The organism is Duncaniella sp. B8 (genome assembly GCF_005304985.1).
Taxonomy (GTDB): domain Bacteria; phylum Bacteroidota; class Bacteroidia; order Bacteroidales; family Muribaculaceae; genus Duncaniella; species Duncaniella muris.
Map to the genome: position 1 here is coordinate 1084383 of NZ_CP040121.1, position 15414 is coordinate 1099796.

Here is a 15414-nt window from a genome sequence, read left to right on the forward strand (position 1 = left end):
ATTAGAAGGTCAGATTGAGACCGAATACGTAGCTGCGTGAACGCGGGTAGCGGTTCATGTCGTAAGAGGGGGTCAGACCGCTCTGCACGTCAACTTCGGGATCATAGCCTGAGTAGCTGGTGATGATGAAGGGGTTGGTGACAGAGGCGTAGAAACGACACTTCGACATGCCGGCCTTCGAGATGATGTTGGCCGGGAGGCTGTAGCCGACAGTGATGTCGTTGCAGCGGAGGAACGAGCCGTCTTCAACGAAGCGTGAGATTGTGTATTCCTTGGTAACGTCAGCAGGGTTCCACTCGGTGCGGTTGCCGTTGACATACTGGTATCTCTCGAAGCCCCAGAGTTTCTTACGTTCAGATCCGTCGGGGTTGACCATAGGAACGCCGGAACCTTCGAAGTTGTCCCATTCGGTCTGAGAGTTGCCGAGCATGTGTTCCCAGCGCCAGTCAGTGTCGGTGTAAGTCCAGCGGTTGTCTTTGTTGAACTTGCTGAGGACATTGTAGAAGTTGTTCTTGTTGTTCATTGAAGAAGAGAGACGGTAAGCGGTGGCGTTGTAGACGTCGAAGTCAAGGAAGAAGGTGAAGTTGGCAGTGAAGTCGAAGTTCTTCCACTGACCGTTCAGACCGAAACCGCCCTGGAGTTTGGGGGTGGTGCGACCGATGACCTTCTTATCGTTCTGGTCGATGATGCCGTCGCCGTTGAGGTCTTTGAACTTGGGCTTGCCGGGCTGGGTCTGCGCACCCTGGTCGTTTGAGTTGTACATGTTGTCCATTAGCACTGTACCGGAAACGAGCTTGCCGTTTTCGTCAAACACCTGGGGAATGGGATCATATGCCTGCTTTGCGGAATTGTAGGTAAATTCATCGAAGCCATAGAGACCGTCATAGACGTAACCGTAGATGAGACCTACTTCGCCGCCGACTTTAAGACGGTAGTTGTTGCCGGCATCAGTGTGGGCGCGGCCGTGGCGGAGGTCGAGATAATCTTCGTCGCCGGTGAGTTTGTCGACTTTCATCTTATTGGCGCCGAGGTTGAAGTTGGCAGAGAGCACATAGTCCTTGCCGCGGAGAATGTCGCCGCTGATCGAGAGCTCGAAACCGCGGTTGGTCACCTGGCCGATGTTCTGATACTGCTTGCCGTAGCCAAGGGTGGTCAGCACGTCGGCCTCATAGATAAGGTCGGAAGTGGTGTTCCAATAATATTCGGGGGTGATGCGCAGGCGGTTGTTGAACAGAGCGATGTCAAAGGCGAAGTTGCGGGTCAGGGTAGTCTCCCACTTGATGTCGGGATTGGGGAGGTAGTTTGATGTATCATAGTAGATCTCGCCGTCGGGGTTGAGGGTCGATTCGCCGAAGTTGGGGCCGCCTGATGAGTTGGTGCTGTAAATATAGCGCCACATGTCGGCTTTGATTCGGTTGTTACCGGCCTTACCGATGGCCACGCGGAACTTGAGTTCGTTGAGCCAGGTGAGGTCTTTCATGAATTCCTCGCTTGAGATAACCCATGCACCGGAAACTGAGGGGAAGTAGCCCCACTGGTGGCCGGGGGCGAACATTGTAGAACCGTCGGCACGGAAAGTAGCCGAAAGGAGATACTTGTGATCGTAGTTGTAGCTGAGCTGTCCGAAGTAAGAAGTGGTGCGGTCAGCGGTACCGAGTTCGGTTGTCGAAGTCCAGGCTTTGCCGAGACCCATGTTGTCCCAGGCTTTGTCGGCTGTGATTTCGCGCGGGAAGTAACGGTTTTTCTGATTTGACGACTTGGCCTGCTTGTGATAGAGTTCGAAACCTACGAGGGCGTAGAAGTTGTTCTTTTCCTTGATGCTCCAGTCATAGGATGCAGTTGTAGTCCAGGTGTACTGGTTGGTCTGCTTCTTTTCTACCTGAGCCACGGGAAGGGTCTGGTTCTTCTTGCCGGTATCGGTCAGCGGACCCCAGAAGCGGTTGTCATCGCTGAATGCGAAGGTGAAGTTGCCTTCGGTGCGGAGAGTAAGACCGTTGATGGGCTTGTATTCGAGAGCAGCCTGGTTGGCGATGGTGTAAGCGTGTTTCTTTCTTACGTTGGTCTTGATGTCGTTGACAGGGTTGGTGTACTCGAACAGGGCTTCCTGGTCGGGGTCGGCTGCGCCGGGAGTCCAGAAGATGTCACCAAGTTCGCGGATACCGTTGGTGGGACGATAGCGGAGCACGTCGATGATACCGCCGGTGCCCACGTTGTCACCGCCGGCACCTTCGTCGCGGCGATAAGATACTTTGGGGTTGAACTGGAGGGTAAGATTCGGGAGAATCTTGGTCTGCAGCTTGGTGTGGATATTGGTACGGCGAACACCTGAACCCATGATGATACCGCGGTCATCTGACTGGGTAAGAGAGATGTTGTAGCGAGTCTTGTCATTACCGCCGCCGATCGATACGTTGGTAGAGTATGAGAAGGGATCGTTGCCCATCACTTCATCCTGCCAGTCATGGGTCGGAGCGCTGCGATAGAGGTCAAGGTCACGGATGTTACCGAAGTTGTAACGGAAAAGTTTTGCAGAGCTTGACGATTTCGAACGGCCTGTGGCGAAGTCCCACTGGTAGTCAACGAAATCATAAGCATTCATAAGGTCGAGCTTCTTGGAGATGTGGCTGACAGAACCCTGGGCGTTGAACGAAACCTGGGTCTTGCCTTCCTGGGCTGACTTGGTGGTCACGATAACAACACCGTTACCACCCTTGGCACCGTAGATTGCTGTCAGTGAGGCATCCTTGAGGATGTCGATGCTCTGGATGTCGCTCGGCGGGATGTCGTTGATATTGTCAACCTGGAAACCATCGACAATGTAGAGAGGGTCGTTTGACTGGGTAACGGATGTCGCACCACGCACACGGATGTTGATGTCGGCACCGGGCTGACCGTCGACTGTGGTAACCTGCACACCGGCTACCTTACCCTGGAGGGCTACGGCGGCCGAGGTCACGGGGACAGCAGCGAGTTTGGCGCCTGAAACCGAGCCTACAGAACCGGTGAGGTCGCGGCGGGCACGGGTGCCGCCATAACCGATAACTACGACTTCTTCAAGAGCCTCGGAGTCTTCCGAAAGTGTGATGTTGATGTGGGTCTGGCCGTTGACAGCCACTTTTTCTGTCTTATAACCAATGTATGACACTACGAGAGTGGCATTCTTGGCAACATTCTTGAGGGTAAAGTTACCGTCGATGTCAGTGGCAACGGCATTTTTGGTGCCTTCCACCGTAACGGTAGCTCCAATCATGGGTTCTTCGGTGCCGTCGACCACCGTACCGGATACGGTGATATTCTGTGCGTTGGCATTGAAGCCTACGCAGAGCACCAACAGGAGAAGCATGGTTTTCCAATGTGTCGCAAAGGAAAATTGCCGCAGCCGGAGACTACGACCTTGGATTAAGTCTTTCATGTTTTGGTGTTAAATAATAATAAATAAGATTTCGTTCATGCAAGTTTTTTTCGATATAGAAAGTACTAATTTTTGTCAAATGATTGGTATAACAGGTTAACTATTAAACTGATGGTATAAAACAAGGTTGGGCCGATCCAAGCTGGTTGAGCCGAATTAGCCACAAAATTATGAAAATAATCGGAAAGTGCAAAAAATTGGCGTGCTTTTAAGATTTCAATACACGGCTCTTTCATTTAAGATTTCGTCTCATTCTCGACAAATGTGTTATTTTATAGCGAGAGCAGTACGGGTGGAGAGGCTTTAACCTCTGATTTTCAAGAAAATAAGTGCAATGAAAATTTGGCCAAGTGGCAGATTTTTAGTAACTTTATAGGTGATAATCAAAGAGTTACGCCAAAAAAATGAAGCCACTTGACCAAGTCTGTTCGACTGACGCCTATGCGCCTGATCATACCGCAAAAGTACACAATAAATTTGACACAAGGCGCAGTATCATGGAAGAACTTCGAGCGTTTGCCTCATCCGTGCCGGATTTCCGTAGATTGGACAAAGGCAATTTCCGTCACAGCCTCAACGATATCATCATGCTGATGATACTCGGACGTATGGCCGGATGCATCGGACGAGCCGAGATATTGGAGTTCGGCAGATACAACCTCAACAAATTACACAAAATGGGCCTGTTAAGGAACGGCGTACCATCTGAGGCCACGCTTTGCCGTGTGGAGAACGGCATCAACGATATGGATATGGCCGACAGGATGCAGCAGTTCGCAGACATATTCCTTGAAAGACTTACTTGCGCCAGCCGCATCATTGAAATAATCTGCATTGACGGCAAAGCCGAGCGCGGCACCGTTCAGGAAAACGGGCGAAGCCCGGATATCGTCTCTGCCTATTCGTTCAGCACCGGCATAACAATCGCCACCGAAGCCTGTCAGGAAAAGAGCAACGAGATAAAGGCCATACCGATACTTCTTGATAAAATAGATGTCGCAGGAAAGATTGTCACAGCCGACGCAATGTCTATGCAGAAGGATATTGTCGAGAAAATCAGAAAGAAAGGCGGAGACTTTCTGATAGAACTCAAAGCCAACCAGCCGTCATTGCGATACGGCATTGAGGACAGGCTAGTTGAACACACACCGGTATATTCTTACACCGAAGGTCCCGAACTGGCCCACGGCAGGATAGAGACGAGAACCTACCGCGTATATGACGGACTGGACATTATCGCAGACAAGAAGAAATGGGGCGGAAACATGACCATCATAGAGTATGAATCGTCCACAGTCAAAAAGTCAACAGGAGTACACACCTCAGAAAAACGCCTGTACGTCAGCAGTATGCCCACGGATACTCCGCAGCCCGGAACCATCGTACGCAACCACTGGTCAATAGAAAGTATGCACTGGGGGCTGGATCACAATCTTCAGCAGGACAATATAAAACGCAAGTCGTCGAGAGCTGCCCGAAACCTCGATACCATACAAAGAATAGTTTACTCGGTGTTCTCAATATGGAAAGGACTTCGCAAGAAACAATCGGATAAGAATAAAGGCATAGCCGAACTGATCAGACATATCTCGATGAGCTTTACCAGACTGATTCGATTTTTAAGTCAAAAGTGAAAAAAATAAGATTTTGATACCAGAATAACTCTTTGATATACAGACATGGAAAAATTACCCGATTCTCAATGAACCGGGTAAGGGAAGATATGCTATTTATTTTAGGTTAAATGAAAGAGCCGTGATTTCAATAATCCAATGCGTGGTAAATCAGGGAGTCTCGTATAAGAGGGGGACAGTGGAAGCAGGCGATAGATGCAGGTGTGTTTCGTAGTGTAAAGATAGTGGTTTTTAGGGGTGTCTGCAAGGGTCTGAGCGATGTTTAACATGATTTATGAATCTCGATTCTCTCTATATAATATAAGGTGTAAAAGGATTGGGCGCGGACTTGCCGGAGGCGCGCAACGGCATTTGTATCATCATGTGGATAGATAGATTGAGTTTCAGCGACATATACTTTCATATCGGAAAAAATTCTTTTGGCGCAAGTAAATTCGAGAATGGCAATCTTGGAACAAAAGACGATCTGAAAGTCAAAGTTCTGAAAGATGACAATGGCAATGTTATGAAGGCAACAGATCTTTTCAATAGCCCCAATGCTCCTTATACTCAGTATAACTCATCTGTTCCCAACCATCGCGACCACGAAGCTCCCGCTGACATCTTCAACGCCCTCCGCTACAAGACTCTTCCCTCAATTCTCACAGAGAAGAACATCGGCGACCCGCGCTGGCGTTAACCCCGCCGACAAGATCTGAAAAGATCTCCCGCTTATGACAGGCTTCCCGACCGCTCAAAAGGCCGGGAAGCTTTTTTTGATTCTACTGGAGGTTTGATCTCATTGGCCTAATTACCCCAACTCTCCCAATCCACCCAACTCTCCCAGTCCTCCCAATCAGCCCCAGCCCCCACCTCTCCCGGCTCCCACTTACGTTAATTATTTTAAAAGTTTGTTGAATATCGGGTGGAAATTATTACCTTTGGCCTTTAAATACGCTGCAATCAGCAGCATCACATACCTGAAATCAATACTATCTTTACCTTATTGACCTATATGAATCTAAGCAAACGAATCAGTCTGCTGGGCCTCGCAGCCGCAGCTACTATCGGTGCGTGGGCAGATGGAAAGCCCTATGTATCTAAAGTCTGGTCGCCGGATCTCGGCAACGGACAGTATATAAACCCGGTTATCGACGCCGACTATTCCGACCCTGACGTAGTGCGCGTCGGCGATGACTTCTACATGACAGCATCAAGTTTCTGCGACATTCCCGGCCTTCCGATTCTCCACTCAAAAGATCTGGTCAACTGGACTCTTATAGGCCACGCAATCACCGAAATGCCCGAATACGCTCAGTCTGCCAAAGACCCCAGCCACGGCAACGCCGTATGGGCTCCCGCCATCCGCTACCACAACGGCGAATTCTATATATATTATGGTGATCCCGATCTGGGCATCTTCATGACCAAGACCAAAAACCCCGCAGGCCCCTGGGAACCGCTCGTCCACGTCTACAAAGCCAAAGGAGTCATTGACCCTTGCCCCATCTGGGACGAAGACGGACGCGCCTACATAGGCCACGGCTATGCCGGCAGCCGCGCCGGTGTCAAGAGCATCCTCGGCATGATCGAGATGACCCCTGACGGCAAACAGGCCATCGGCCAGGACAAAGTGGTCTATGACGGACACCTCGAAAACGAAACCATCGAAGGCGCAAAACTCTACAAGCGCGACGGTTGGTACTACATCTTCTCCCCCGCCGGAGGCGTAGCCACCGGATGGCAGGAAGTGCTTCGCTCGAAAAACATCTGGGGCCCCTATGAAACCCGCAACGTAATGGAACAGGGCTTGACCGACATCAACGGCCCCCACCAGGGCGGATGGGTCGACACCCCCGACGGAAAAGAATACTGGTTCCTCCACTTCCAGGACAAAGGCCCCTACGGCCGAGTGGTACACCTCCAGCCTATGGAATGGCGTCAGGACGGATGGCCGATGATCGGTGTTGACCCCGACGGCGACGGCCGCGGCGAACCCGTCAGAAAATACCGCAAACCCAACGTAGGCAAAACCTACGCCGCCGTCAACCCGGCCGAGAGCGACGAATTCGACTCCATCGAACTCGGCAAGCAGTGGCAGTGGAAAGGCAACCCCAACGCACTCTGGTACTACACCGATGCCAACGCCTCAACACTCCGCCTCTTCTCCCAGCACAACGAAGGCGCAAAGACTCTCTATGACGCCTCCAACCTCCTGCTTCAGAAATTCCCGGCCCAGAACTTCACAGCCACAGCCAAAGTAAAATTCTTCCCCCGCAAGAAAAACGGCAAAATCATGGCAGGCGAACGCGCCGGCCTCATCGTCACCGGCTATGACTTCGCAGCCCTCTCGCTCGTGAGCCGCGAAGACGGAGTCTATCTCACCGAGGCTGACTGCGTCAAAGCAAGCAAGGGTGCCGACGAAACTGAAGTAGCCTCTGTCAAGATCGACCCCGAAAAAGAAATCTATCTCCGCGTCCAGATCCGCATGGTAGGCCCCAAGAAACCCATGCAGAAATCAGACTACAAGACCGAAGCCACATTCTATTACAGCCTCGACGGCAAGAAGTTCACCAAGTTCGGCCGCCCCTTCAACGTGCGCGAAGGCCACTGGATCGGCGCCAAGCTCGGCCTCTTCTGCACCCGCGACTGGGTCAGCAACGACAGCGGCTGGCTTGACATCGACTGGTTCCGCATCACTAAATAACGAACTCCACCCTCATGCCCCACTCCTCTCTTCTCGCCTCAGTCCACACAATATAATCATACCTTAGAAATGAAATATCGTCTTGCCTCCCTGCTTCTGATGGTCTGCGCCCTGACAGGGCTCAAGGCATCAGCCGCCGAATGGAAACACGACATCTACGTCAACCCCGACGGATCAGCCGACTACACCACCGTCACCGAAGCTCTTGACGGCATCCGTGCCTATATGGACTACAACGTCACAGTCCACATAGCCAACGGAGTCTACAAAGAAAAGGTCGTCATTCCCTCATGGCTCAAAAACGTGACATTCGAAGGCCAGAACGCCGACTCGACCATTATAACCTTCGACCATCACGCCAACATCGACAACATGGGCACCTTCCGCACCTACACCGTAAAGGTAGAAGCCTGTGACGCCACCTTCCGCAACCTCACCATCGAGAACAACGCCCCACAGCTCGGCCAGGCCGTAGCGCTCCACACCGAAGGTGACCGCCTGCGCTTCATCAACTGCCGTTTCCTCGGAAACCAGGACACAATCTTCACCGGAGGCAAAAACAGCCGCCTCTACTTTGACAGCTGCTACATCGAAGGCACCACCGACTTCATCTTCGGCCCGGCCACAGCCTATTTCAGAAAATGCGACATCCTCTCCAAACGCGATTCATACATCACCGCCGCATCGACTCCGGAAGACGTAAAATACGGCTACATCTTCGACTCCTGCACCCTGCGCGCACTGCCTGAAGTTACCAAAGTGTATCTCGGACGCCCCTGGCGCCCCTATGCCCACACCGTATTCATCAACTGCGAGATGGGTTCACACATCCGTCCCGCCGGATGGCACAACTGGAACAACACCGACAACGAACGCACAGCCCGCTACGGCGAATACGGCTCGCGCGGAGCCGGCGCCTCCCAGAAAGGCCGTGTCAGCTGGGCCATGAAAGTCTCTGACACCGAAGCCGCAGACTGTCTCGACATCGCCAAGGTCTTCGCCGTCACCACCGGATGGAATCCCGCCGAATAAAAGGTTGTTTAAAACCAAGCGTAAACCATTGCTTTTAAACAACCTCCAAACCCGCGACACCTCTCCGCTTTATACCTCTGACAATAGCAGAAATTAAAAAACAATCAACAATATCACTAAAATCATGAAAGCTTTAAACAAACTCACCGCACCCAAAGCGGTTGCACCCGAAAGAATCATCCAATTCGGCGAAGGCAACTTCCTCCGCGCCTTCGTTGACTGGATCATCAAGAATATGAACGACAAGACCGATTTCAACTCATCGGTTGTAGTCGTACAGGGTACCCCCGACGCATTCGTGATGCAGCTTCTCCAGGGTCAGGACTGCCTCTACCATGTAAACCTCCAGGGCCGTCTCGACGGCGAAGTGATCAACTCCTTCACCCGTGTCGACGTGATCAGCCGCGGTCTCAGCCCCTTCACCCAGTTCGACGCCTTCCTCGCGCTGGCCGACCAGCCCGAAATGCGCTTCGTCATCTCCAACACCACCGAAGCCGGCATCGCCTTCGATCCCGAATGCAAGCTCAACGACCGCCCCGCCGCATCTTATCCCAGCAAGCTCACACAGCTCCTCTACCGCCGATTCAAAACCTTCAACGGAGCAGCTGACAAAGGCTTCATCATCATGCCCTGCGAGCTTATCTTCGAAAACGGCCACCATCTGAAAGAGATCATCTTCAAATACATCGACCTCTGGAAAGAAGATCTCGGCTCTGACTACGAGGCATTCCGCGCATGGTTCGAAAACCACTGCTACGTATGCGCCACACTCGTTGACCGCATCGTCCCCGGCTTCCCCCGCAAGGAAATCAACCAGATCCAGGAAAAACTCGGCTACAAGGACAACATCGTGGTCCAGGGCGAAGCCTTCCACCTCTGGGTGATCGAACGCGCCTCAAACATGAGCCTCGAACAGCTCCGCGCCGAATTCCCCGCTGAAAAAGCCGGTCTCCAGGTGCTCATCACCGACTCTGAGGCACCCTACCACGAACGCAAGGTGACCCTGCTCAACGGCCCACACACCGTGCTCTCGCCCGTAGCCTTCCTCAGCGGAGTCAACATTGTCCGCGACGCCTGCAACCACCCCGTCATCGGCAAGTACATTCACAAAGTACAGTTCGACGAACTCATGCAGACCCTCAACCTCCCGATGGAAGAGCTCCAGAAGTTCGGTGCAGATGTCCTCGAACGCTTCAACAACCCCTATGTTGACCACCAGGTGACATCAATCATGCTCAACTCCTTCCCCAAATACCAGACCCGCGACCTTCCTGGCCTCAAGACCTATCTCGAACGCAAGGGCGAACTCCCCAAAGGCCTCGTGCTCGGTCTCGCAGCCCTCATAACCTACTACAAGGGCGGCAAGCGTGAGGACGGCACAGAAATCGTGCCCAACGACGATCAGAAGATCATGGATCTCCTCACCGGACTCTGGTCAAGCGGCGACACCCGCAAGGTTGCCGAAGGAGTCCTCGCAGCCAAAGATCTCATCTGGGGCGAAGAACACGGCGATCTCAACCAGATCCCCGGTCTCACCGACCTCGTCACCGAGTATCTCGACTCGATCGCATCGAAGGGCATGCTCGAAACAGTTAAGGAAGTTGTTGAAGCATAACATCCCCCCGACTGACAGATGAAAGACTTTCTCAAGATCAATCCCGCCGACAACGTAGCAGTGGCCATCAACGCGCTCAGCGCCGGAACAGCCCTCAACGTAGACGGCGAAGAGATCACACTTGTGGCCGACATCCCCGCCGGCCACAAGTTCGCTCTCCGCGACATAGCCGAGGGCGAGAACGTGATCAAATACGGTTTCCCGATCGGCCACGCGCGCCACGCCGTGAGCCGCGGTGCATTCCTCGACCACAACGACATCAAGACCAACCTCGAAGGCCAGCTCGACTACTCCGACATAGCCATCGACAACCCCTCGGCTCCCGCCCCCGGATCGGCCCGCAAAGGCGCCGAAGCAACCTTCATGGGCTATGAGCGCGCCGATGGCCAGGTAGGCATCCGCAACGAACTCTGGGTCATCCCCACCGTGGGCTGCGTCAACGGCATCGTGAAGCAGATTGTAGACCGTCTCAACGCCGAAACCAAGGCCGAGGGCGTGGACGGCATCTTCGGATTCCCCCACAACTACGGCTGCTCGCAGCTCGGCGATGACCACGAAAACACCAAAAAGATCCTGCGCGACATGGTGCACCACCCCAACGCCGGCGGCATCCTCGTGGTAGGACTCGGATGCGAAAACAACCAACCCAAGGTTTTCGAGGAATTCTGCGGCGACTATGACCGCTCCCGCGTGAAATTCATGGTATGCCAGGAAGTGGAAGGCGACGAAGTGGAAACCGGAGTAAGAATTCTCCGTGACCTCTACGATCAGGCCCGCAACTTCAAGCGCACCACCGTACCGGCCTCCAAACTCCGCATCGGCCTCAAGTGCGGCGGATCAGACGGATTCTCAGGCATCACAGCCAATCCGCTGCTCGGCGAATTCTCTGACTGGCTCTGCGACCAGGAAGGCGGCACAACAGTGCTCACCGAAGTCCCCGAAATGTTCGGAGCCGAGACAATCCTCATGCGCCGCTGCGCCGACAACAGCCTGCTCGGCCAGACCGTGTCACTCATCAACAACTTCAAGGAATACTTCCTCAGCCACGGCGAACCCGTAGGCGAAAACCCCTCTCCGGGCAACAAGGCCGGCGGCATCTCCACCCTTGAGGAAAAAGCCCTCGGCTGCACCCAGAAGTCCGGCAAGAGCCCCGTATTCGGAGTGATGGAATACGGCGAACGCATCAGCAACCACGGCCTCAACCTCCTGTCGGCTCCCGGCAACGACCTCGTGGCCTCCACAGCTCTCGCCGCCGCAGGCTGCCAGATGGTGCTCTTCACCACAGGCCGCGGCACACCGTTCGGCACCTTTGTCCCCACCATGAAGATCTCAACCAACTCCGGACTCGCACAGCGCAAGCCCACCTGGATCGACTTCAACGCCGGACGCCTTGTGGAAGACAGCTCGATGGCCGACGTACTCGCCGACTTCATTGACTACGTGCTCAAAGTAGCCTCAGGCGAAGAAGTCAACTCCGAAAAGAGCGGCATCCACGAAATAGCCATCTTCAAAAACGGCGTGACGCTCTGATCACCTCTCCTTATCACCAAAAACAATAACCATTAAAAATCCATTTCTGCATGAAACCTTTCATGGACGAAAACTTCCTGTTGCAGACCGAAACCGCACAGAAGCTATATCACGAACACGCGGCTAAGATGCCCATCATCGACTATCACTGCCACCTCATACCCAAGATGGTAGCCGATGACCACCGCTTCAAGTCAATCACTGAAATCTGGCTTGGCGGCGACCACTACAAATGGCGCGCAATGCGCTCCAACGGTGTTGACGAACGTTTCTGCACCGGCACCGACACTTCAGACTGGGAAAAATTTGAAAAATGGGCCGAAACAGTTCCCTACACCTTCCGCAACCCCCTCTACCACTGGACACACCTCGAACTTAAGACCGCTTTCGGCATTGACAAGCTGCTCAACCCCGAAACCGCCCGCGAGATCTTCGACGAATGTAACGACAAGCTCCTCAACGACCCCAACATGACCGCCCGCGGACTCATGCGCCGCTACAACGTGGAAGCCGTCTGCACCACCGACGATCCCGTCGACACACTCGAATACCACAAGCAGGTACGCGACAGCGGCTTCGAGATCAAGATGCTCCCCACCTGGCGTCCCGACAAAGCAATGGCCGTTGAAAACCCCGCCGAATTCCGCGCATATGTTGAAAAACTCGCCGAAGTTTCAGGCGTTGAAATCAACAAATTCCAGGACATGATCGATGCCCTCCAGAAGCGCCACGACTTCTTCGAGGAGATGGGCTGCCGCCTGTCAGACCACGGCATCGAGGAATTCTACGCCGAAGACTTCACTGACGGCGAGATCGAAGCCATCTTCGACAAAGTCTACGGAGGCAAGCAGCTCACAGCAGAAGAGATCAACAAGTTCAAGAGCGCCATGCTCCTGGTGTTCGGCGAGATGGACTATGCCTCAGGCTGGACCCAACAGTTCCACTACGGTGCCATCCGCAACAACAACTCCAAGATGTTCAAGCTCCTCGGCCCCGACACCGGCTTTGACTCAATCGGCGAATTCACCACTGCCAAAGCCTGCGCCAAATTCCTTGACACCCTCAACTCACGCGGCAAACTGACCAAGACCATCCTCTATAACCTCAATCCCTGCGCCAACGAAGTGCTCGCCACAATGCTCGGCAACTTCCAGGACGGCACCATCCCCGGCAAGATCCAGTTCGGCTCAGGCTGGTGGTTCCTTGACCAGAAAGACGGCATGGAGAAGCAGATGAACGCCCTCTCGCTTCTGGGCCTGCTCAGCCGTTTCGTCGGCATGCTCACCGACTCACGCTCATTCCTCTCATATCCGCGCCACGAATACTTCCGCCGCACACTGTGCAACCTCGTGGGCAATGATGTGGAAAACGGTCTCATCCCCTACACCGGCTATGAAGAAAACCGGGTCAACCAGATGATCGAGGATATCTGCTACAACAACGCCAAAAACTACTTCAAGTTCTAATCTATGGCAGCAGCAACCTCACCCCTCGCAGCAGCAAACCAGAAGATGACCAACTTCCGCTGGACCATCTGCGCACTGCTTTTCCTCGCAACGACCGTCAACTACATGGACCGCCAGGTGCTTTCGCTCACCTGGAAAGAGTTCATCTCCCCTGAATTCCACTGGACCGACGCAAACTACGGTCTGATCACTGCAGTCTTCTCCATCGTCTATGCCGTGGCCAACCTACTGGCAGGCCGCTTCATTGACTGGATGGGCACCAAGAAAGGCTACCTCTGGGCAATCGGCGTATGGTCAGCCGGCGCCTGCCTCCACGCAGCCTGCGGCATCGCCACCGAAGCCACACTCGGTCTTCATGACGCCACCGGCCTTGTAAAGGCCACCGGCGACCTTGCCATCACAATCGCCACCGTATCGGTCTACTTCTTCCTCGCAGCCCGCACCATACTCGCCCTCGGTGAGGCCGGCAACTTCCCGGCAGCGATCAAAGTGACAGCCGAATACTTCCCGAAACGCGACCGCGCATATGCCACCTCGATCTTCAACGCAGGCTCGGCCGTAGGCGCTCTTATCGCACCCTTCTCCATCGGCCCGCTCGCCAAATACTTCCAGAGCATCGGCTGGGGCAACGGCTGGGAAATGGCCTTCATCATCATCGGTGCCCTCGGCTTCGTCTGGATGGGCTTCTGGATTTTCCTCTATAAGAAACCCGCTGAAAACCCGCGTGTCAACGCCGCCGAGCTCGCATACATCGAGCAGGACGATGACGCTGCTGACGAAACAGCCAGAGAGAAAGCCGAGACCGAAGACAGCAAGACCGCTACCATCCCCTTCCTGAAATGCTTCAAATATCCGCAGACATGGGCTGTATTCTTCGGCAAATTCCTGACTGACGGTGTCTGGTGGTTCTTCCTCTTCTGGACACCCGCCTACATCACCGATGTCTTCAAACTGTCGACTTCATCGGGCGAAGGCATGATGATGATCTTCGTGCTCTACCTGATCACCATGCTCTCGATCTACGGCGGCAAGCTCCCGACCATCTTCATTGACCGCGCCGCAAGCAAAGGCATCACCGTAGACCCCTACTCGGCCCGCATGAAAGCCATGCTTATCTTCGCCGTGTTCCCCCTGCTTGCCCTTCTGGCCCAGCCCATGAGCTCAGTGTCGCCCTGGCTCCCGATCATCATCATCGGTATAGCCGGAGCCGCCCACCAGTCATGGAGCGCCAACATCTACTCAGTGGTAGGTGACATGTTCCCCAAATCGACCATCGCCACCATCATCGGTATCGGCGGCATGGCCGGCGGCATCGGATCATTCCTGATCAACCTCTGCTCAGGTGTGCTCTTCGACTATGCAGCCCAGACCAACATGTCGTTCATGAGCTATGAAGGCAAGCCCGCAGGCTACTTCATCGTGTTCTGCATCTGCGGCGTCGCCTACCTCATAGGCTGGTGCATCATGAAGCTCCTCGTACCCCGCTACAAGAAGATCGAAGCCTGATCCTTAAGGGTTTCCATCAGAAATAACTCAGAATTACCGACAGACTGCCTGAAACGCGCTTTCAGGCTGTCTGCTTTTTGTCAGTTCCGGCTGCCGGAAGCAGCAGGCCGCACACCCGAAAGCACAGACTGATGTCCGTCTGAGACAAAATAATTTCACCGGGGCCGATTTTTTCTGAGTTTTTTAGATGATAATTCAGCGAAAAGAGTTACTTTTGCATCATCTATCCGGTGGGCCTTCGGGTTGCGCCGTGTCCAAAAATTTTCGTATCAAATTATCTAACAACTCAAATTTATCAGATCATGGCTTACGTAATCACTGACTCTTGCGTGGCTTGTGGCACTTGCCAGCCCGTTTGCCCCGTTGACGCAATTTCTGAAGGCGACATCTACCACATCGACCCCGATACTTGCATCGAATGTGGCTCTTGCGCTGAAGTTTGCCCCAGCGAAGCTATCATCCCCGGCGAATAATCCGCCAGCGAGAAGTCTCAAGATTTTACTGCCGCTGAACAGAATTCCTCTGTTCGGCGG

10 protein-coding genes are annotated in these 15414 nt (G+C 53.7%); 9 read left to right on the plus strand and 1 reads right to left on the minus strand.

Going from position 1 to position 15414, the window contains the following annotated elements; all coding sequences use genetic code 11:
• Nucleotide 1: 1 nt before the first annotated feature.
• Nucleotides 2-3343 carry a TonB-dependent receptor gene (locus tag FDZ78_RS04900; protein ID WP_136408131.1) on the minus strand — a complete coding sequence of 1114 codons (3342 nt, stop codon included), beginning with the start codon at nucleotides 3341-3343 and terminating at the stop codon, nucleotides 2-4.
• A 473-nt stretch (nucleotides 3344-3816) separates the two neighbouring features.
• Here FDZ78_RS04900 and FDZ78_RS04905 point away from each other — a divergent pair, with 473 nt between their 5' ends.
• From FDZ78_RS04905 to FDZ78_RS04945, 9 genes are all read left to right on the plus strand, one after another.
• Nucleotides 3817-5046: an ISAs1 family transposase gene (locus FDZ78_RS04905; protein ID WP_240740348.1), complete on the plus strand. Its 1230-nt coding sequence runs from the start codon at nucleotides 3817-3819 to the stop codon at nucleotides 5044-5046.
• 361 nt (nucleotides 5047-5407) lie between these two features.
• Nucleotides 5408-5725 carry a hypothetical protein gene (locus FDZ78_RS04910; RefSeq protein ID WP_124075718.1) on the plus strand — a complete coding sequence of 106 codons (318 nt, stop codon included), beginning with the start codon at nucleotides 5408-5410 and terminating at the stop codon, nucleotides 5723-5725.
• A gap of 315 nt (nucleotides 5726-6040) precedes the next feature.
• Nucleotides 6041-7732: a glycoside hydrolase 43 family protein gene (locus tag FDZ78_RS04915; protein ID WP_123398836.1), complete on the plus strand. Its 1692-nt coding sequence runs from the start codon at nucleotides 6041-6043 to the stop codon at nucleotides 7730-7732.
• Nucleotides 7733-7801: 69 nt separating this feature from the next.
• On the plus strand, nucleotides 7802-8764 hold the full coding sequence (locus FDZ78_RS04920) for a pectinesterase family protein (RefSeq protein ID WP_123398835.1): 963 nt from the start codon (nucleotides 7802-7804) through the stop codon (nucleotides 8762-8764).
• Nucleotides 8765-8888: 124 nt separating this feature from the next.
• Nucleotides 8889-10379, plus strand: a complete 1491-nt coding sequence (locus FDZ78_RS04925) for a tagaturonate reductase (RefSeq protein WP_136408132.1) — start codon at nucleotides 8889-8891, stop codon at nucleotides 10377-10379.
• An 18-nt stretch (nucleotides 10380-10397) separates the two neighbouring features.
• On the plus strand, nucleotides 10398-11909 hold the full coding sequence (locus FDZ78_RS04930) for a UxaA family hydrolase (RefSeq protein ID WP_123398833.1): 1512 nt from the start codon (nucleotides 10398-10400) through the stop codon (nucleotides 11907-11909).
• 50 nt (nucleotides 11910-11959) lie between these two features.
• Nucleotides 11960-13375, plus strand: a complete 1416-nt coding sequence (uxaC, locus tag FDZ78_RS04935; RefSeq protein WP_107032133.1) for a glucuronate isomerase — start codon at nucleotides 11960-11962, stop codon at nucleotides 13373-13375.
• Nucleotides 13376-13378: 3 nt separating this feature from the next.
• Complete coding sequence (locus tag FDZ78_RS04940) at nucleotides 13379-14881, plus strand: MFS transporter (RefSeq protein WP_136408133.1); 1503 nt, start codon at nucleotides 13379-13381, stop codon at nucleotides 14879-14881.
• 302 nt (nucleotides 14882-15183) lie between these two features.
• Nucleotides 15184-15354 carry a DUF362 domain-containing protein gene (locus FDZ78_RS04945; RefSeq protein WP_107032135.1) on the plus strand — a complete coding sequence of 57 codons (171 nt, stop codon included), beginning with the start codon at nucleotides 15184-15186 and terminating at the stop codon, nucleotides 15352-15354.
• Nucleotides 15355-15414 lie beyond the last annotated feature (60 nt).